Annotated in this window: 19 protein-coding genes; 14 read left to right on the top strand and 5 right to left on the bottom strand. The window is 71.4% G+C overall.

Annotated features, from left to right (window positions below; genetic code table 11):
- The first annotated feature begins 75 nt into the window (after nt 1-75).
- Both ACFC51_RS08460 and ACFC51_RS08455 read left to right on the top strand, forming a co-directional pair.
- Nucleotides 76-798, top strand: coding sequence for a VOC family protein (locus ACFC51_RS08460; protein WP_376527634.1), 723 nt, complete (start codon nt 76-78; stop codon nt 796-798).
- 467 nt (nt 799-1,265) lie between these two features.
- A complete protein-coding gene (locus ACFC51_RS08455; protein ID WP_376368203.1) occupies nt 1,266-1,907 on the top strand; it encodes a DUF4232 domain-containing protein in 642 nt (213 codons plus the stop codon).
- A gap of 55 nt (nt 1,908-1,962) precedes the next feature.
- On the opposite strand, the gene ACFC51_RS08450 is transcribed toward ACFC51_RS08455, so the two are convergent.
- Nucleotides 1,963-2,796, bottom strand: a complete 834-nt coding sequence (locus tag ACFC51_RS08450) for an endonuclease/exonuclease/phosphatase family protein (RefSeq protein ID WP_376368205.1) — start codon at nt 2,794-2,796, stop codon at nt 1,963-1,965.
- Between the two features lie 157 nt (nt 2,797-2,953).
- Nucleotides 2,954-3,622, bottom strand: coding sequence for a pirin family protein (locus ACFC51_RS08445; RefSeq protein ID WP_376368248.1), 669 nt, complete (start codon nt 3,620-3,622; stop codon nt 2,954-2,956).
- An 81-nt stretch (nt 3,623-3,703) separates the two neighbouring features.
- On the opposite strand from ACFC51_RS08445, the gene ACFC51_RS08440 reads away from it, so the two are divergent.
- From ACFC51_RS08440 to ACFC51_RS08415, 6 genes are all read left to right on the top strand, one after another.
- The gene (locus ACFC51_RS08440) at nt 3,704-4,903 is read left to right on the top strand and encodes a PucR family transcriptional regulator (protein ID WP_376368207.1); all 1,200 of its coding nucleotides are present in this window, start codon (nt 3,704-3,706) and stop codon (nt 4,901-4,903) included.
- 89 nt (nt 4,904-4,992) lie between these two features.
- Nucleotides 4,993-5,907, top strand: a complete 915-nt coding sequence (locus ACFC51_RS08435) for an ACP S-malonyltransferase (RefSeq protein WP_376368209.1) — start codon at nt 4,993-4,995, stop codon at nt 5,905-5,907.
- A 13-nt stretch (nt 5,908-5,920) separates the two neighbouring features.
- Nucleotides 5,921-6,952, top strand: a complete 1,032-nt coding sequence (locus tag ACFC51_RS08430) for a ketoacyl-ACP synthase III (protein WP_267075905.1) — start codon at nt 5,921-5,923, stop codon at nt 6,950-6,952.
- A 63-nt stretch (nt 6,953-7,015) separates the two neighbouring features.
- Nucleotides 7,016-7,264 (top strand): acyl carrier protein, encoded by a 249-nt coding sequence (locus tag ACFC51_RS08425; RefSeq protein WP_028439857.1) that lies wholly within the window; start codon nt 7,016-7,018, stop codon nt 7,262-7,264.
- Nucleotides 7,265-7,343: 79 nt separating this feature from the next.
- Nucleotides 7,344-8,606, top strand: a complete 1,263-nt coding sequence (gene fabF, locus ACFC51_RS08420; RefSeq protein WP_376368212.1) for a beta-ketoacyl-ACP synthase II — start codon at nt 7,344-7,346, stop codon at nt 8,604-8,606.
- Nucleotides 8,607-8,786: 180 nt separating this feature from the next.
- Complete coding sequence (locus ACFC51_RS08415) at nt 8,787-9,398, top strand: hypothetical protein (protein WP_376527631.1); 612 nt, start codon at nt 8,787-8,789, stop codon at nt 9,396-9,398.
- 92 nt (nt 9,399-9,490) lie between these two features.
- Here ACFC51_RS08415 and ACFC51_RS08410 read toward each other — a convergent pair whose 3' ends face one another.
- Nucleotides 9,491-9,985, bottom strand: coding sequence for a DUF3145 domain-containing protein (locus ACFC51_RS08410; RefSeq protein WP_329228467.1), 495 nt, complete (start codon nt 9,983-9,985; stop codon nt 9,491-9,493).
- 362 nt (nt 9,986-10,347) lie between these two features.
- Here ACFC51_RS08410 and ACFC51_RS08405 point away from each other — a divergent pair, with 362 nt between their 5' ends.
- Nucleotides 10,348-11,262, top strand: coding sequence for an SGNH/GDSL hydrolase family protein (locus ACFC51_RS08405; protein WP_376368216.1), 915 nt, complete (start codon nt 10,348-10,350; stop codon nt 11,260-11,262).
- 11 nt (nt 11,263-11,273) lie between these two features.
- A complete protein-coding gene (locus ACFC51_RS08400) occupies nt 11,274-12,266 on the top strand; it encodes an aldose epimerase family protein (protein WP_376368218.1) in 993 nt (330 codons plus the stop codon).
- Nucleotides 12,267-12,318: 52 nt separating this feature from the next.
- Here the strand turns inward: ACFC51_RS08400 and ACFC51_RS08395 are convergent, their stop codons facing one another.
- Both ACFC51_RS08395 and ACFC51_RS08390 read right to left on the bottom strand, forming a co-directional pair.
- Complete coding sequence (locus ACFC51_RS08395; protein ID WP_376368220.1) at nt 12,319-12,927, bottom strand: LysE family translocator; 609 nt, start codon at nt 12,925-12,927, stop codon at nt 12,319-12,321.
- Nucleotides 12,928-12,982: 55 nt separating this feature from the next.
- The gene (locus ACFC51_RS08390; protein ID WP_376527629.1) at nt 12,983-13,774 is read right to left on the bottom strand and encodes an EI24 domain-containing protein; all 792 of its coding nucleotides are present in this window, start codon (nt 13,772-13,774) and stop codon (nt 12,983-12,985) included.
- A gap of 111 nt (nt 13,775-13,885) precedes the next feature.
- On the opposite strand from ACFC51_RS08390, the gene ACFC51_RS08385 reads away from it, so the two are divergent.
- The 4 genes from ACFC51_RS08385 (at nt 13,886) to chvE (ending at nt 18,391) form a co-directional block, all read left to right on the top strand.
- Entirely contained in the window at nt 13,886-15,040 is a 1,155-nt protein-coding gene (locus tag ACFC51_RS08385) for a mandelate racemase/muconate lactonizing enzyme family protein (protein WP_376368224.1), read from the top strand.
- Nucleotides 15,037-16,056, top strand: coding sequence for a zinc-binding dehydrogenase (locus ACFC51_RS08380; RefSeq protein ID WP_376527627.1), 1,020 nt, complete (start codon nt 15,037-15,039; stop codon nt 16,054-16,056). The genes ACFC51_RS08385 and ACFC51_RS08380 overlap by 4 nt, the downstream gene beginning before the upstream one ends.
- 111 nt (nt 16,057-16,167) lie before the next feature.
- The gene (locus ACFC51_RS08375) at nt 16,168-17,151 is read left to right on the top strand and encodes a hypothetical protein (protein ID WP_376368228.1); all 984 of its coding nucleotides are present in this window, start codon (nt 16,168-16,170) and stop codon (nt 17,149-17,151) included.
- A gap of 130 nt (nt 17,152-17,281) precedes the next feature.
- Entirely contained in the window at nt 17,282-18,391 is a 1,110-nt protein-coding gene (gene chvE / locus ACFC51_RS08370) for a multiple monosaccharide ABC transporter substrate-binding protein (RefSeq protein WP_376368230.1), read from the top strand.
- The last annotated feature ends 12 nt before the right edge of the window (nt 18,392-18,403 follow it).

Here is an 18,403-nt window from a genome sequence, read left to right as displayed (position 1 = left end):
ACGGCCGCCCTAGGCTGCTCCGGCCGGTGGGCGAGGTGCCGTGGCGGCCGTCAGTGGATCGGAGATGCACGAGGTATGACCAGTCAGCTGTTCGCGATCTGCTTCCACGCGACCCGCCCGGCGGACCTGGCACGCTTCTGGTCCGGCGTCCTGGGCTGGGAGTCGGCCGACGGTCCGGACGACGGCGTCGCGCTCCTGCCCCCTGACACGGCCGGATTCCGCATCCGTTTCCTGCCGAGCGAGGAGCCGAAGACCGGCCGGAACCAGGCGCACTTCGACCTGACCAGCACCTCCCCCGAGGACCAGCGGCAGACGGTGGACAGGGCACTGGAGCTCGGCGGGAACCACATCGACGTGGGCCAACTCCCGGAGGACGGGCATGTGGTGCTCGCCGATCCCGACGGCAACGAGTTCTGCGTCATCGAGGCCGGCAACGCCTTCCTCGCCGGCACCGGTTTCATCGGAGCGCTGGCCTGCGACGGTACGCAGGAGGTCGGTTACTTCTGGAGCAAGGCGCTGCGGTGGCCGCTGGTCTGGGACCAGGACGAGGAGACCGCGATCCAGTCGCCGGACGGCGGCACGAAGATCACGTGGGGTGGTCCTCCGGTGGCACGGAAGACGGGCACGAACAGGCTGTACTTCGACCTCCGCCTGCCCGCCGAGGCCGACCGGGACGCGGAGATCGACCGCCTGGTCTCGCTCGGCGCGACGCGCACCGAGGTGGTCGGGGGCGACGGCGGCCGGGCGCTGATGCTCGACCCCGACGGCAACGAGTTCACCGTCCAGGTGACCCGGTAGCGGGTGCTGCCGCCGGGTGGGCCGGGTGTCATGGGCGTGGCCTCCGGCCGTCCCCTGCGTCCCGGACGGAAGCGGTGTGCGGTGGGTGAAGAGAGTGTGCCGCCGACGATGTTCAAGGGGTGCCACGTCACGGGCCTGTCCCAGCCGCGGCAGGTCGCGGATGCGTGCGCCGAGCGCCGCGGGGAACCCCGGGACCGGTGAACGGCGGCAGGCGGGGGCGTACCGCTTCGCAGGACGCTCGGGCCCGAATCCTCGGGCCGGACAGGCGGTACGGGGCCCGGGCGCGCACCCCTCGGCCGGGCGGCACGCGCGCTGTCGGCGCCTGCCCGCACCCCGCATTCACGTGTAACAGGCATGTACGAGGGAACCGGCGAGCGGAACGGTCCCCGGGCGGCAGCGGGTCTTGATGACCAGTAGCGCTCGCCCCGGCGGGCGGGCAGACCTCATCGACCGCGAAGGAAGACACGATGCGCGCCAAGAAGCTCACCCTCACCGCACTGGCCCTCGCCGCAGGGCTCTCGCTCACCGCCTGCCAGGGGAACGAGGACTCCGCCGCGGGCGCGAGCGACTCCGGGGCCACGTCGTCGTCCTCGGCGTCCTCGTCCTCCTCGGACGCGGCCTCCGGTGACAGCGGCACGTCCGACGAGACCCCCACGGCCGGCGGCGGCGACTCCGCCTCGCAGTCCGCCCAGGGCAGCGGCAAGGGGCAGATCACCACCGGCACCTGCAAGACGTCGAACCTCGCCTTCGGCGCCACTCACGGCATGGGCGAGGGCGACCTCCTCGTCAGCCTCAGGAACACCGGCGAGGCGTGCACGCTCAAGGGCTTCCCCGGGGTCGACCTGAGGTCCCAGGACGCCTCAGGCCCTCTCAGCGCCGAGCGCAGCGAGCTCGACGCCCCGGTCGTGAACCTCGGCAACGGCGAGACCACCCGCTTCACCCTGCACTATCCGCCGGCCGAGGGCACGGGCGCGTACGTCAGCGCCATCGAGGTGACGCCGCCCGACGAGACCCACTCGAAGGCCCTGTCGGTCTCGCTCCGTCTCCAGATCGCCGACGGTGCCGACCAGCGGGTCGTGGTGGACCCCGTCGGCACCGGCAAGCAGTGACCCCCGAAGGACGTGACCACCCCCACGGGCCTGGGCCTGGGACCGCCGTGCGGGGTCACGGCCCGACGAGGACCTTGCTGAGCAGCGGCAGGTGGTCGGAGGCGGCCGGCTCGGTGTCCACGACCCGGGTGACGAGCGGAGTCACCCCGCGCGTCGTGTAGATGACGTCGATCCGCGCGGTGGGAGTCTCGGAGGGGTGGGTCGCACCGTCGCCACGCGGGTGCAGGGACCTGGCCCACGCGTCCGTGTACGCCTTCTGGAGCGGCTGGGACTCCGGCGCCGTCGGCAGGGCGTTGAAGTCGCCCACCAGGACGCCCGGCTTCCTCGCGCCGATCAGGTCCACGACCTGGGCGGTCTGCCGGAGCCGGTCGGTCTGTGAACTGGCGGCCAGGTGGGTGTTGTAGAACTCCACCTTCCTGCCGTGGACGTCGATCGTGGCGTGCAGCAGGCCGCGCTGCTCCTGGTCGGGCGACCTGAACAGCCAGGTGTTCTCCGAGGCGGTGATCGGGTAGCGGGACAGGATCGCCGTGCCGTACTGCACCCGGTGGTCGCTGCCGGCCGGCGGGGCGTTGTCGATGTTGGCGCCGAACACCACGTGGAAGCCGAGCCGTTCGGCGAGTTCGGCGGACTGGTCGGCCCATTCGCTGCGCGCCGAGTAGTGGTGGTCGACCTCCTGGAGGCCCACCACGTCGGCGCCGTTCTCCTTGACCACACGGGCGATCCGGTCGAGGTCCAGTACGTCGTCGGTGCCCTGGGCGTGGTGGATGTTGAAGGACATCACGTCCAGGACGCGGGGTCCGGGACGGGAGGCGGCCGAGGCCTGCGCCACGGAACCCGTGGCTGCGAGGGCGACGACTACGGCGGCGACGGACAGGGTCCGGCGGAACATGGGGCCTCCTGGCACGGATGCGCTGACTGCGCGGTTGCACGAACGGCCCCGATCGTTGCCCCGTCCACCGACGTGCCGGTGACCGCGAGGTGAAGACCGGCCCGCCGCCGGATGGCCGCCTGCCGACCCCCGGCAGGGGCTCCGGCCCTCTCGGCCCTCACACCGAGGCGAGCTCCCAGAGCAGTACCTCGGCCGGCTCCACCGCCGAGATCTCCAGCCCCCTGGACCCGGTGATCCGCGCCGAGTCGCCCGCGCCCAGTTCCTCTCCCCCGAGGACCACCTGCCCCCGCACCACATGGACGTACACGCCCACCGCATCCGGCACGGCGGTGCGCTCGCCCTGGGACACGCGGCGCACGTGGAGCATCGCACCGGCCTCGGGAAGGGCGTACGGGGTGGAGTCGGCGATCCCGGCGACATGCGTGTACGAGGGTTCCCCGCCGGGCTCCAGCGGTGCCAGCCACATCTGAACGAACGTCAGCGGGCCGTCCCCGTCGTTGCGCTCGACATGCCGGACCCCGGCGGCCGCGCTCAGGTGCTGGACGTCACCGGCGCGTACGACGGTGGCGTGCGAGGCGGAGTCGCGGTGGGTGAGCTCGCCCTCCACCACCCAGGTGACGATCTCGGTGTGGCTGTGCGGATGCTCGTCGAAGCCGGCGCCCGGGGCGAGACGCTCCTCGTTGCAGGCCAGGATCGGCCCGAAGCGGAGATTGTCCGGGTCGTAGAACCGCCCGAAGGAGAAGGCGTGCAGCGTCTCGATGCCCGCGGAGTCACCCGTGGCCGGGTCTCCGCCGCGGAACCGGTCCCCGGAGCGGCGTACGTCCATCACGGCACCACGGTATCCCCGCGGGCCGACCTCACGCCCCGCCCCTCCGGGCACCTGTTCCGATAAGGCAGTCTTGTGTGCGTGCCCCGACCCGATCCTGAGCAGCCCGCCACGCATGACGCCCATCTGCACGCCGCGACCCTGAAACGGCTGGAGCAGTCCTCCGGAAGGCTGGCCGCCAACGCCATCGCCCGCATGGACGAGACGCTGCCGTGGTACCGGGCGATGCCACCGGAGAACCGGTCCTGGATCGGCCTGGTGGCCCAGGCCGGTATCGCCGCGTTCACCGAGTGGTTCCGGTACCCGGAGACCCCGCAGGCCATCTCGACCGACGTGTTCGGCACCGCCCCGCGCGAGCTGACCAGGGCGATCACCCTGCGGCAGACCGTCGAGATGGTGCGGACGACGATCGAGGTCATGGAGACCGCGATCGAGGAGGTCGCGGCGCCCGGCGACGAGTCGGTGCTGCGCGAGGCCCTGCTCGTCTACGCGCGCGAGATCGCCTTCGCGACCGCCCAGGTGTACGCCCAGGCCGCCGAGGCCCGGGGCGCGTGGGACGCCCGGCTGGAATCCCTCGTGGTGAACGCGGTGCTGTCCGGCGAGGCCGACGAGGGCGCCGTCTCCCGGGCCGCCGCCCTCGGCTGGAACTCCCCCGAGCATGTGTGCGTCGTCCTCGGCACGGCTCCCGACGGGGACAGCGAGCTCACCGTGGAGGCGATCCGGCGGGCCGCCCGGCACGCCAAGCTCCAGGTCCTCACCGGGGTCCTCGGACACCGCCTGGTCGTGATCGCCGGCGGCAGCGACAACCCGCTGAACGTGGCGAAGTCACTGATCGGCCCCTACGCGGCCGGTCCTGTCGTCGCCGGCCCCGTGGTGCCCGACCTGCTCGCGGCCACCCGCTCCGCGCAGGCCGCGGCCGCCGGTCTCAGAGCCTGCTCGGCGTGGCAGGACGCTCCGAGGCCCGTCCTGTCGGACGATCTCCTTCCTGAGCGCGCGATGGCCGGTGACCCCGCCGCACGCGATCAGCTGGTGGAGGAGATCTACAGACCGCTGGAAGAAGCGGGCTCGGCACTTCTGGAGACCCTGAGTGTGTACCTGGAGCAGGCGAGCAGCCTGGAGGGCGCGGCACGGATGCTGTTCGTGCACCCCAATACCGTGCGCTACCGGCTGCGACGTGTGACCGACGTCACCGGCTGGTCACCCTCCGACGTCCGGTCCGCGTTCACGCTGCGGATCGCCCTCATCCTGGGGCGCTTGGCCGACGGGGACACCCAGTCCTAGACTTTTGTCGAACTTCAACAATTCCCCTGACGGTTCTTCGTCCCTGTCCCCACGGGCGTCCGGGGCCGTCCACAAGAGAGAGTGTGAGGGTGCTCGTACTCGTCGCTCCCGGCCAAGGCGCTCAGACGCCCGGCTTCCTGACTCCCTGGCTCGAACTCCCCGGTGCCGCCGACCGCATCGCGGGATGGTCCGACGCCATCGGGCTCGACCTTGCCCACTACGGCACGAAGGCCGACGCGGACGAGATCCGCGACACGGCGGTGGCCCAGCCGCTGCTGGTCGCCGCGGGACTGCTCTCCGCCGCCGCGCTGGACGCCTCCCCCGGCGTCGTCGCGGGGCACAGCGTCGGTGAGATCACCGCCGCCGCGCTCGCCGGCGTCATCGAGGACGAGGCCGCGCTCCGTTTCGTGCGCACCCGGGGGCTCGGCATGGCCGAGGCAGCCGCGGTCACCGAGACGGGAATGGCCGCGCTGCTCGGCGGAGACCCCGAGGTCACCGTCCCGCACCTGGAGAAGCTGGGTCTCACCCCGGCCAACGTCAACGGCGGCGGGCAGATCGTCGCCGCCGGCACCGCGGCCCAGATCGCCGCGCTGACGGAGGACAAGCCCGAGGGCGTGCGCCGTGTGGTGCCGCTCAAGGTCGCCGGCGCGTTCCACACGCACCACATGGCTCCGGCCGTGGAGAAGCTGCGTGAGGCGGCCACCGCCCTGACGGTCACCGACCCGAGGGTGACGTACGTGTCGAACGCCGACGGGAAGACGGTCACCGACGGCGCCGAGGTCATCGCGCGGCTCGTCGGCCAGGTCGCGAACCCCGTCCGCTGGGATCTGTGCATGGAGACCTTCGCCGAGCTCGGTGTGACGGCCCTCATCGAGGCCGCCCCCGGAGGCACCCTGGTCGGGCTCGCCAAGCGCGCGCTGCCCGGCGTGGAGACCCTCGCGCTCAAGACCCCCGACGACCTCGACGCGGCCCGCGCGCTCATCTCCGAGCACGCAGGCGCCTAAGGAGCCCGAGAGCATGTCGAAGATCAAGCCCAGCAAGGGCGCCCCGTACGCACGGATCATGGGTGTGGGCGGCTACCGCCCGACCCGTGTCGTGCCGAACGAGGTGATCCTCGAGACGATCGACTCGTCCGACGAGTGGATCCGCTCCCGCTCCGGTATCGCGACCCGCCACTGGGCCTCCGACGAGGAGACCGTGGCGATGATGTCCGTGGAGGCCTCGGGCAAGGCGATCGCGGACGCGGGGATCGCTCCCGAGCAGATCGGCGGAGTCATCGTCTCCACCGTCTCGCACTTCAAGCAGACCCCTGCCGTCGCGACCGACATCGCGCACCGGATCGGCGCGGGCAAGCCCGCCGCCTTCGACATCTCCGCCGGCTGCGCGGGCTTCGGCTACGGCCTCACGCTCGCCAAGGGCATGATCGTCGAGGGCTCCGCGGAGTACGTGCTCGTCATCGGCGTCGAGCGGCTCAGCGACCTCACCGACCTGGAGGACCGCGCGACGGCCTTCCTCTTCGGTGACGGTGCGGGCGCGGTCGTCGTGGGCCCGTCCCAGGAGCCGGCCATCGGCCCCACGGTCTGGGGCTCCGAGGGCGACAAGTCCGAGACGATCAAGCAGACCGTCGCGTGGAACGACTTCCACATCGGCGACGTCTCCAACCTTCCGCTGAACGAGCGGGGCGAGGTCAAGTTCCCCGCCATCACGCAGGAGGGCCAGGCGGTCTTCCGCTGGGCCGTCTTCGAGATGGCGAAGGTCGCCCAGCAGGCGCTGGAGGCGGCCGGGATCTCCCCGGAGGACCTGGATGTCTTCATTCCGCACCAGGCCAACATGCGGATCATCGACTCGATGGTGAAGACGCTCAAGCTGCCGGAGCACGTCACGGTCGCCCGTGACGTGGAAACCACCGGCAACACGTCGGCCGCCTCGATTCCGCTCGCTATGGAGCGGCTTCTGGCGACCGGTCAGGCCAAGAGCGGCGACACGGCGCTCATCATCGGCTTCGGGGCGGGTCTCGTCTACGCCGCGTCGGTCGTTACCCTCCCCTAGGCACACCGGACCTTTCGGTCCGCTCGCCCGAACCCTGCAGAAACACATCGAAGGAGCGCCAACATGGCCGCCACTCAGGAAGAGATCGTCACCGGTCTCGCCGAGATCGTCAACGAGATCGCCGGTATCCCGGTCGAGGACGTCCAGCTGGACAAGTCCTTCACCGACGACCTGGACGTCGACTCGCTGTCCATGGTCGAGGTCGTCGTCGCCGCCGAAGAGCGCTTCGACGTCAAGATCCCCGACGAGGACGTCAAGAATCTCAAGACGGTCGGCGACGCCGCCGAGTACATCCTGAAGCACCAGGGCTGATCCCAGCCCGTCCCGTGTGTCGCCACCCGGCGGTGGCGCCGCTGATTCACGACCCTCTACACGTGGAGAAGATTTTCCAGTGAGCCCGACCAATCGCACCGTGGTCGTCACCGGTATCGGCGCAACCACTCCGCTGGGTGGCGACTCCGCATCGACCTGGGAAGGTCTGATGGCCGGCCGTTCCGGCGTCAAGCCTCTCGAGGGCGAACGTTTCGCCGAACTGCCCGTCCGGATCGCCGCCCTCGCGGCCGTCGACCCGGGCGACGTACTGCCCCGGCCGCTCGCCCGCAAGCTGGACCGCTCGGCGCAGTTCGCGCTGATCGCGGCCCGCGAGGCCTGGGCGGACGCCGGCTTCACCGGCAAGGCCGGTGAGGACGAGAAGATCCAGCCCGAGCGTCTGGGCTCGGTCATCGCCTCCGGCATCGGCGGCGTGATCACCCTGCTCGACCAGTACGACGTGCTGAAGGAGAAGGGCGTACGCCGCGTCTCCCCGCACACCGTTCCCATGCTCATGCCCAACGGCCCGGCGGCCAACGTCGGTCTCGAGGTCAACGCCCAGGCCGGCGTCCACACCCCGGTCTCCGCCTGCGCGTCGGGTGCCGAGGCCATCGGCTACGCCGTCGAGATGATCCGCACCGGCCGTGCCGACGTCGTCGTCGCCGGCGGCACCGAGGCGGCCATCCACCCGCTGCCGATCGCCGCGTTCGCCAACATGATGGCGATGTCCAAGAGCAACGACGAGCCCGAGAAGGCCTCGCGTCCCTACGACACCGCCCGCGACGGCTTCGTCCTCGGCGAGGGCGCCGGCGTCGTGATCCTGGAGTCCGCGGAGCACGCCGCCGCGCGCGGCGCCAAGGTCTACTGCGAGGTGCTCGGCCAGGGCCTGTCCGCCGACGCCCACCACATCGCGCAGCCCGAGCCCACCGGGCGCGGCATCGCCGCGGCGATGCAGAACCTGCTGGACTCCACGGACCTGAAGCCGTCGGAGGTCGTGCACCTGAACGCGCACGCCACCTCCACGCCGCAGGGCGACGTCGCGGAGATCAAGGCGCTGCGTGCGGTGCTGGGCGACGACCTGGACCACGTCGCGATCTCGGCCACGAAGTCGATGACGGGTCACCTGCTGGGTGGCGCGGGCGGAATCGAGACCGTGGCGACCGTCCTGGCGCTGCACCACCGCATGGCGCCGCCGACCATCAACATCGACGACCTCGACGAGGCCGTCGAGGCGGATGTCGTGCGGGGCGAGCCGAGGGCGCTGCCCGAGGGCCCGATCGCCGCGATCAACAACTCGTTCGGCTTCGGCGGCCACAACGTGGTGCTGGCCTTCCGCTCCGTCTGACCCGCTGTTCCCGCCGTGAGGCCCGCTTCCCGCCAGGGAGGCGGGCCTCACGCGTGGCGCGGCCGTCCCGTCCGGGGCGGGACCGCGCGCGTGGCGCGGCCGTCCGTACGGCTCCGCGTCGTGCCGCCGCCCGGTCCGGGGAGCCGGCACGCTCCACCCGTCCGACCGACGAGGGAAGACATGCACACGACCATCAGCCCTTTCACTCTCGCGCGCTGGAAGGAGAGGCAGCCGGGCGGTGTCACGAGGTCCGGCTGGCGGGGCACGTCCGCCGAGCTCGGTGACATCCAGGTGGTGTACCCGGCGGGCCGGGACGCGCCGGACGCGGTCTCCGCGGAGGTGCGCGGCGGTCTGATACCCACGGCCGTGTTCGAGACGCGTGGCCCGCACGTGGACCTCGTGTCGATGCCGACCCTCAACCGCTCGACGCTCCGGGTGGGGGACGGGCTCGTGCACATGAGCCGGAACCGGTGGGCCCCGACGCACCGGGGGCGTGCCCTGCGGATGACGTACCTGGGCGACTCCTACCGGCTCAGGGCGATCAGCCGCCGGGCGTACGAGCTGTCCCGGCGCCCCGACCCGGAGGACCCCGGTTCCGTCGTCACGGTGCGCCAGGCGGGCCTCGGGAGCGGCAGGCGGGTGACCGTGCGGGCGGCCGGGCGGGTCCTGCCGGCCGACGTCTGCCTCGCGGTCCTCTTCACCGGGGTCGACCGGTCCGTGCTCACACGGCGTGGCGCCGTCCGGGCGGGCGTCTTGAGGGCCTTGGGCTTCTGGGCCGAGTCCCAGGCCTGAGGGGCCGCCGGCAGCGGCACGGGCCATGCGTCCGGGGGATCGAGGGAAACGTTTCAGCTGGGCCTGCCTCGAACCCCGGAGCCGCTGCCCCGTCAGACGACCTGGTGCAGCCAGCGCACGGGCGCGCCTTCTCCCGCATGGCGGAAGGACTCGAGCTCGTCGTCCCAGGGCTTGCCCAGGAGCTTGGCGACCTCGGCCTCCAGGTCCGTCTCGCCGCGCAGGGAGCGCGCCAGCGCCGCCCGCAGCCGGTCCTCGGGGACCAGGATGTCGCCGTGCATGCCGGTGACGGCGTGGAAGATGCCGAGACCCGGCGTGGAGCTGTAGCGCTCCCCCTCCGCCGTGGGGCACGGCTCCGCCGTCACCTCGAAGCGCAGCAGATCCCAGCCGCGGAGGGCCGAGGCCAGCTCCGACGCCGTACCCGCGCGGCCCTTCCAGGAGAATTCCGACCGCCAGGTGCCTGGAGCGGCCGGCTGTCTGATCCAGTCCAGCTGGACCCTCACACCGAGAACACCCGCTACCGCCCATTCGACATGCGGGCACAGCGCGCGCGGTGCGGAGTGAACGTACAGAACTCCACGTGTCGTCACCGGGACCTCCAGTGTGGGACGAGGTTCGCCTTCCCCAGCGGCCTCGCGCCCGTACCGTCGCTTCCCGGCCGGCTCCCGAGGTTGTCATCAGTAAACAGCATCGGGAGTGAATCTCCAGAAAAGGGACAGTATGTGACGTGAGTTAACTTACCGGACCCACCGATGTGCCTGCGGGCCGGCCGGGCGCCACTGGTTCGACGGGGAAAAGCTACCGTGCGCCGGGGCCCGTTGTGTGACGTACCGTCGGTCCCGGGCCCGTGATTCGCTCAGCATTCACCCGCGAGGGCGTGAGGGCCCGCCACCTGGGGCTGTCCGGTTGTGCCAGGGGCACAATCACCCGGGTGACCGGAGGGGAGACAGGGATGCCCGAGCGTTCGCCACGTCGCCGTGTCCGGGGCGCTGCGGCCACTCTGACGGCGGTCGCGCTCGCCGGCTCCGCCGTGCTCACGGGCTGCACCTCCGACGGGTCCCCCGCCCCGCGGAGCGCCGCCGGAACCCGGAGCCCCTCACCCTCGCCGACGCCGGCCTGGGACGCGAGCCCCGCCTCGGTCGCCGCCGTCGGGGACTCCATCACCCGCGGCTTCGACGCCTGCTCGGTCCTGGCCGACTGCCCCGAGGTCTCCTGGGCGACCGGCACCGACGGCGGGGTGCGGAGCCTGGCCGTACGCCTGCTGGGTGTGTCGAAGGCGGCCTCGCACAGCTGGAACCACGCCGTGTCGGGCGCCCGGATGGCCCAGCTCCCGGAGCAGATGGCGCTGGCGGCGAAGGACAGGCCGGATCTGGTCACGGTGATGATCGGCGCGAACGACGCCTGCCGGGACTCCGTGGCCCTGATGACCCCGGTGGCGGACTTCCGGACCTCCTTCGAGTCCTCGCTGCGGCAGTTGCGCTCCGCGGCCCCGACGTCGCAGGTGTACGTGTCGAGCGTGCCGGATCTCAAGCGGCTCTGGTCGACGGGGCGGGAGAATCCGCTCGGCAAGCAGATCTGGAAGCTGGGGATCTGCCGGTCGATGCTGGCCGACGCGGACGACATGGGGGCGAAGGCCGTCGCCCGCCGTGACGCGGTGCGGGAGCGGGTCGTCGCCTACAACGAGGTGCTGCGCGACGTATGCGCCCGGGACGAGCGGTGCCGCTACGACGGCGGGGCGGTGTTCGACTACCGGTTCACCGGTGCGCAGCTCAGCGAGTGGGACTGGTTCCACCCGGGGCGCAACGGCCAGGCCAGGCTGGCGGAGATCGCCTACCGCAAGGTCACGGAGGCCGGGCCCCCGGCGTAAGGTTCTTGATCATGACGACGGGTGCGGCGGTACACAGCGAAGACTTCTCCACGCTCGCGGACGGCACACCGGTCCGCCGCTGGACCCTGGAGCACGCAGGCACGCTGGTACGGGTGCTGACGTACGGCGCCGTGGTGCAGTCGGTGGAGATCCCCGGCAGGGACGGCACCCGCGCCGAGGTGGCCCTGGGGCTGCCGGACCTGACGGCGTACGAGACCCACACCGGGCCGTACTTCGGCGCCGTGGTCGGCCGGTACGCGAACCGGATCGCGGGCGGGTCCTTCGTCCTCGACGGGCGGACGCACCAGGTCACGAGGAACGAGGGCCGCAACACCCTGCACGGCGGCGAACGCGGCTTCGACAAGCGCGTGTGGGACGCCGAGGAGGTGCCCGGCGGGGTGCGGCTCTCGCTGGTCGCCGAGGACGGCGAGGAGGGCTTCCCCGGGCGGCTGGCGGTCTCGGTGGCGTACACCCTGGACGAGGACGGCGCGCTGCGGATCGGCTACCGGGCGACGACGGACGCGCCGACCGTGGTCAACCTGACGAACCACACCTACTGGAACCTCGCCGGGGCGGACAGCGGGAGCGCGCTCGGGCACGAACTGCGGCTGGCGGCCGGGCGGATCACTCCGGGGGACGAGGAGTCGATCCCCACGGGCGAGCTCCTGCCGGTGCAGGGCACCCGGTTCGACTTCCGGGAGCAGAAGCCGGTCGGTCCCGGGTACGACACCAACTACGTGCTGGAGGAGACCGGCGGGGAACCGGTCGCCGAGCTGTACGACCCCGCCTCGGGGCGTCTGCTCACGGTCCGCACGACGGAGCCGGGGCTCCAGCTCTACACCGCCGACCACTTCGGCGGGGACCCCTTCGTGCCGTGCGCCGGGATCGCGCTGGAGACGCAGCACTTCCCGGACGCGCCGAACCACCCGGGGTTCCCGAGCACCGTGCTGCGGCCCGGCGAGGAGTTCACCTCCACGACGGTGTACGGGTTCTCGGTGCGCTGAGGCCAGGAGTGACGACGCGGCCGGGCCGGGCCGACGTCGTCCCGCCGGGACGTCAGCGGGCCAGGCCCAGGGTGACCCCGAGGCCGACGAGGACCGAGCCGATCCCCCGGTTCAGCGCCCTCTGCCGGCGCAGCAGCGCGGTGCGCAGCCGCGCGTGGGAGAAGAACAGCGCCACGAGCCCGAACCACCCGAAGTGGGCGAGCGACATGAAGAGTCCGTAGCCCGCCTGCTGCCAGAGGGCCGTGTCCGGGCCGACGACCTGGGTGAACGTCGAGACGACGAAGAGGGTGGTCTTGGGGTTCAGCACATTGGTGAGGAAGCCGGTGCGCAGGGCCCCGGGACCGCTCAGGCCGCTCCTCCCGCTCAGATCGACGGTGAGCTCGCCGCGGTCGAGGAAGGTGCGGACCCCGATGTACACGAGGTAGGCGGCACCCACCAGCTTGATCACGGTGAACAGCGCCGTGGACGAGGCGATCAGCAGGCCGACGCCGAGCATGGTGTAGGTGACGTGGACCAGGACACCGGCGGCGACACCCGCGGCCCCCAGGAGGCCCGTCCTGCGCCCGTACAGGCAGCTGTTGCGTACGACCATGGCGAAGTCGGCACCCGGGCTGATCACGGCGAGCACGGTGATCAGGGCGACGGCAAGCATCTCGGTCACGCTCTTCCCTCCTGGTCGGCCGCGGTCCGGGGGTACGGCCGCGGGCGCTTCCGGCTCAGTCCTTGCGCAGGGTGTACGGCGACGCGGGGGCGGGCGCCGGCTCGGCCTCGGGCGACGCCGTGAGGTCACGGGCCAGCAGGGTGGCCCCGGCGACGGCGCCCGGCATCAGGAACACGGCGACGAACGGGACGAGGAAGGCGAGCGCCAGCGGCACGCCGAAACCGAGGACCGCCATGCGCCGGCCGCGCAGCAGCACGAGCCGGTCCTTCAGGACCATGCCCCGGCGCTGGAGGGCGACCGCGGTCAGTTCCTCGGAGAGGAAGTAGCCGGAGACGCAGAACCCGAGGGCGGGGACCACGGTCTGCCCGACGACGGGGATGAAGCCGAGGGCGAAGAGCAGCACCCCGTAGAGCGCGACCCGCAGCAGGATGCGGACGGAGTCACGGGCGGAGATCCACAGCTCCCGCCAGAGCGGCAGGCCCGACTCGGGCACCTCGCCGCCCTCGCTGCGGTCGACGGCCTCGGAGAGCGACTCGTAGAACGGCTGGCCGACCAGCAGGGTCACCGCGGTGAAGGTGATGACCGCGAGGAATATCCCGAAGACGAAGACCAGGACGGTCAGGGTGTTGCGCAGGAGGCCCAGCCAGGGCGACGACCAGTCGTCGGCGAACGGGGTGGCCCAGCCGGCGAAGTCGTCCGCGCCGTAGCCGAGGCCGACGAGCGCGCCCGCGTAGACGACGAGGGTGATCAGTGCGGGCAGCAGGCCGAACCCGAACCACCGGCCGTGTCCGAAGGCCCAGCGCTGGCCCTTGACCAAGTAACCGAAACCCGCCCCGAGATCACTCATGGCATCAGCCTACGTGCGCGAACCATTGACACGTCCCCGGGCCCGAATTACGGTCACGCCAGCATTTCGAACGAGTGACGAAATACCGAACACCGTGGAGAGGCAACACCCGTGCGCATCACCGGAATCAGCACGCACGTCGTCGGCACGCCGTGGCGCAACCTCACCTACGTCCAGGTGCACACCGACGAGGGTCTCACCGGAGTCGGCGAGACCCGGATGCTCGGCCGCACGGACGCACTGCTCGGCTATCTGCGGGAGGCGTCGGCCAACCACATCACCGGGTCCGACCCGTTCGCGATCGAGGACCTCGTCAAGCGGATGAAGTACGGCGACTACGGCCGGGCCGGGGAGATCGTGATGTCCGGCATCGCGGTCATCGAGATGGCCTGCTGGGACATCAAGGGCAAGGCGCTGGGCGTCCCCGTCTGGCAGCTGCTCGGCGGAAAGGTCACCGACCGGGTCAAGGCGTACGCCAACGGCTGGTACACCACCGAGCGCACCCCGGAGGCGTACCACGAGGCGGCGCAGGGAGTGGTGGAGCGCGGGTACCGGGCGCTGAAGATCGACCCCTTCGGCACGGGCCACTTCGAGCTGGGCCAGGAGGAGACCCGCTACGCCGTGTCCCTCATCGAGGCCGTGCGGGACGCCATCGGCCCCGACACCGAGCTGATGCTGGAGATGCACGGACGGTTCAGCCCGTCGACGGCGGTGCGGATCGCGCGCGAGATGGCGCCGTTCAGGCCGGCCTGGCTGGAGGAGCCGGTCCCGCCGGAGAACCTCAAGGCCCTGAGCAAGGTGGCGGAGAAGGTGGACCTGCCGATCGCGACGGGCGAACGCATCCACGACCGGATCGAGTTCCGCGAGCTCTTCGAGTCGCAGGCCGCCGACATCATCCAGCCGGACGTCGGCCACATCGGCGGCATCCTGGAGACCCGCAAGCTCGCAGCGACCGCCGAGACCCACTACACGCTGATCGCCCCGCACAACGTGGGCGGCTCGGTGCTGACCGCGGCGAGCCTCCAGGTGGCGGGCTGCACCCCCAACTTCAAGATCCTCGAACACTTCAACGACTTCGCGGACGCGGACATCAAGAAGGTCGTCAAGGGCGCCCCCGCCGTCGACCCCGCGACCGGCTGCTTCGAGCTCTCCGACGCCCCCGGGCTCGGCGTGGAGCTGGACGTGGACGCCGCGGCGGAATTCCCGCAGCAGCAGGCGCGGTTCGACCTGTGGGCGGACGGCTGGGAGAAGAGGCAGCCCAAGTGACGCCCGTCTCGCGCTCGTTGACCGTCGAGCGGCCGGGCAGCCACCGGCTGACCGAGGGGCCGCTCCCGGATCCTGGCCCCGGCGAGGTCAGGGTGCGCGTCGCCGCCGCGGGGATCTGCATGAGCGACCGCGAGGTCTACGACGGCCGTCGCGACCCCGCCTACGTGCGCTACCCCGTGGTCCCGGGGCACGAGTGGGCGGGCACCGTCGACGCGGTGGGCGAGGGCGTCGACCCCGCACTGACCGGGCGGCGCACGGTCGCCGAGGGCTTCCGGGCGTGCGGGCGCTGCGAGCGGTGCCGGTACGGGGAGACCTCCCTGTGCACCGCGGGTTACGACGAGACGGGGTTCACCCGGCCCGGGGCGTTCGCCGACCACCTGGTCGTCCCGGCACGGCTGCTGCACCCGCTCGCCGACGACGCCGACCTGCGGGCCGCGGCCCTGCTGGAGCCGTCCGCCGTGATCGCGGCGGCGGTACGGGCGGGGGCTCCCGAGCCGGGTGAGCGGATCGCCGTGGTCGGGGCGGGCACGCTCGGCCTGCTCGCGGTGCAGCTGCTGGCGGCGGTGTCGCCGGCGGAGCTCACCGTGATCGACCCGAGGCAGGAACGCGCTTCGCTGGCCCTGGACTTCGGGGCGGGCGAGGCCCGGGTACCCAAGGAGGCAGAGGAGGTGCGCGGCCGCTACGACCTGGTCGTGGAGACGGCCGGAGCGCCGTCCACCGCGGCGGACGCGTGCCTGCTGGCGCGTCGCGGCGGCCGGGTTGTGCTGACCGGGATGTTCACCCCCGGCGCCGTGGGCATCGACCCGGTGCACCTGTCACTCAGCCAGCTCACCGTGCGCAGCGTCTTCGGTGCACCCTCGGCCGCCTGGTCCTACGCCGTGCGGGCGTTCACGGCCGGGTTGCTCGACCCGGCCCCGCTGATCACCCACGAGTTCCCGCTGGAGCGGTTCGCCGATGCGGTGGCGCTGGTGGGATCCGGGGATCCGGAGACCGGGAAGGTGCTGCTGCGGCCGTGACGGGCCCGCCCTGATCCGTACGCCGGCCCGGCGGCGACCTGACCGCCTCCGTACCGGCGTACCCCCAAAGATCCGAATGTCGTCCGAAATACCGAACATGAAGGACCAGTCGTGAACGACGCCCCTGTCTCTCCCCCCGGTGCCGCCGGTGCCCGCCGCCCCGGCGAGGCGGCGCTCACCGCGCTCGGCCTCGGCCCGGCGCCCCTGTCCCCGGCCGACGCCTCCCCGCACTCCTTCCCCGACGGGGGGAGCTGGCGCACCGAGGTGCCGTCCGTGGAGGGCCCGGAGGCCCTCGGTGTCGTGCTCGAGGAGTCGGCGAGGCTCGGCGTACCGGTCCACCGCATCAGCCAGGGCAGCGGCATCTGGATGCTGACCGACGCCGAGATCACCGAGATGGTCGGGGGCTGCGCCGAACGGGACATCGAGCTCTGCCTGTTCACGGGGCCGCGCGGCACCTGGGACACCGGCGCCTCGGTCCGCACCGACTCCGGCGGGGCCGGGCTGCGCGCCCGGGGCCACGACGCCGTGGCCGGCTGCGTGGAGGACGCCCTGCGCGCCACCGGGCTGGGTGTGAAGTGCCTGCTCGTGGCCGACGAGGGTGTGCTGTGGACCCTGCACCGGCTGCGCGAGCAGGGCATCCTGCCCGCGGACACCACCTTCAAGGTGTCCGCGCTCATCGGACCGGTGAACCCGGCCTCGTACGCCGTGTTCGAGCAGCTCGGAGCCGACTCGGTCAACATCCCCAGCGACCTGACGCTCGCCCAGCTCACCGAGATCCGCCGGGTCTCGCGGGCGCCGATGGACCTCTACATCGAGGCACCCGACGACCTGGGCGGTTATGTGCGGATGTACGAGGTCGCCGAGCTGATCCGACGCGGCGCGCCCCTGTACCTGAAGTTCGGCCTCTCCAGGTCGCCCGGGATCTACCCGTACGGCCGGCACCTGCGGGAGCTGGCGCTGTCCACCGCCACGGAGCGCGTGCGGCGCGGCCGCCTCGCGCTGGACCTGCTCGCACGGCACGGGGCGGACGGAGGCATGGCGGCCCTCGGCAGCCGACTCCCGGGCCCGCTCAGCCGGTTCGGAACTTCGTCATAACGTTCCGGAAACAGTCTCCCCAAAAAAAGACACAGCCGCGCACAATCCCACACACCTGTTCTCGGTCGAGCCGCTCTCAGCCTTTCGGCACCACCGGACCGAGCCATGACCCACATCAAGGATGATGACCATGCGCAACCGCAGAGCCGCACTCGCCGCCGTAGCCTCCGCCGCCTCCCTGGCCCTCGCCCTGACCGCCTGCGGCCAGAACAGCGAGGGCGGCAGTGAGGAGGACAAGGGCGGCTCCGACGGCGCCACCATCGGCATCGCAATGCCGACCAAGTCCTCCGAGCGCTGGATCTCCGACGGTGCCAACGTCGTGAAGGAGCTCAAGGGCAAGGGCTACAAGACCAAGCTGGCCTACGGCGAGGACGACCCGGACCAGCAGGTCTCGCAGATCGAGAACATGATCACGCAGGGCGTGGACGCCCTGATCGTCGCCGCGATCGACAACAAGTCGCTCGACAACGTTCTCCAGCAGGCCAAGGACGCCGACATCCCGGTGATCTCCTACGACCGGCTGATCCTCGGCTCGGAGAACGTCGACTACTACGCCTCGTTCGACAACGAGAAGGTCGGCGAGCTCCAGGGCACGTACATCGTGGACAAGCTGGGGCTGGAGGACGGCAAGAAGGGCCCCTTCAGCATCGAGCTGTTCGCCGGCTCCAACGACGACAACAACACCAAGTACTTCTTCCAGGGCGCCATGAACGTCCTGAAGCCCTACGTGGACAAGGGCGAGCTGGTCGTCCGGTCCAAGCAGACCGCCCTCAACCAGGTCACCACCCTGCGCTGGGACGGCGGCACCGCCCAGAAGCGCATGGACGACCTGCTGACGTCCAGCTACCGCAGCGCCCGGGTCGACGCCGTGCTCTCGCCGTACGACGGCATCTCCATCGGCATCCTCTCCGCCCTGAAGTCGGACGGCTACGGCACCAAGGCCAAGCCGATGCCGGTCGTCACGGGCCAGGACGCCGAGGTCGCCTCGGTGAAGTCCATCATCACGGGCGAGCAGACGCAGACCGTCTACAAGGACCTGCGTGAACTCGCCAAGGTCGCCTCGAACATGGTCGACGCGGTCCTGAACGACAAGAAGCCCGAGGTCAACGACACCAAGTCGTACGACAACGGCGCCAAGGTCGTCCCCGCCTTCCTGCTCCAGCCCGTCAGCGTCGACAAGGCCAACTACAAGGAGATCCTCGTCGACGGCGGCTACTACACCGAGAACGACCTCAAGTAACCGGGCTCCCTC

The sequence above is a fragment of the Streptomyces sp. NPDC055962 genome, from assembly GCF_042270185.1.
Taxonomy (GTDB): domain Bacteria; phylum Actinomycetota; class Actinomycetes; order Streptomycetales; family Streptomycetaceae; genus Streptomyces.
Note: the sequence above shows the minus strand (reverse complement) of the source record. Positions and strands in the feature narration are given on the sequence as shown.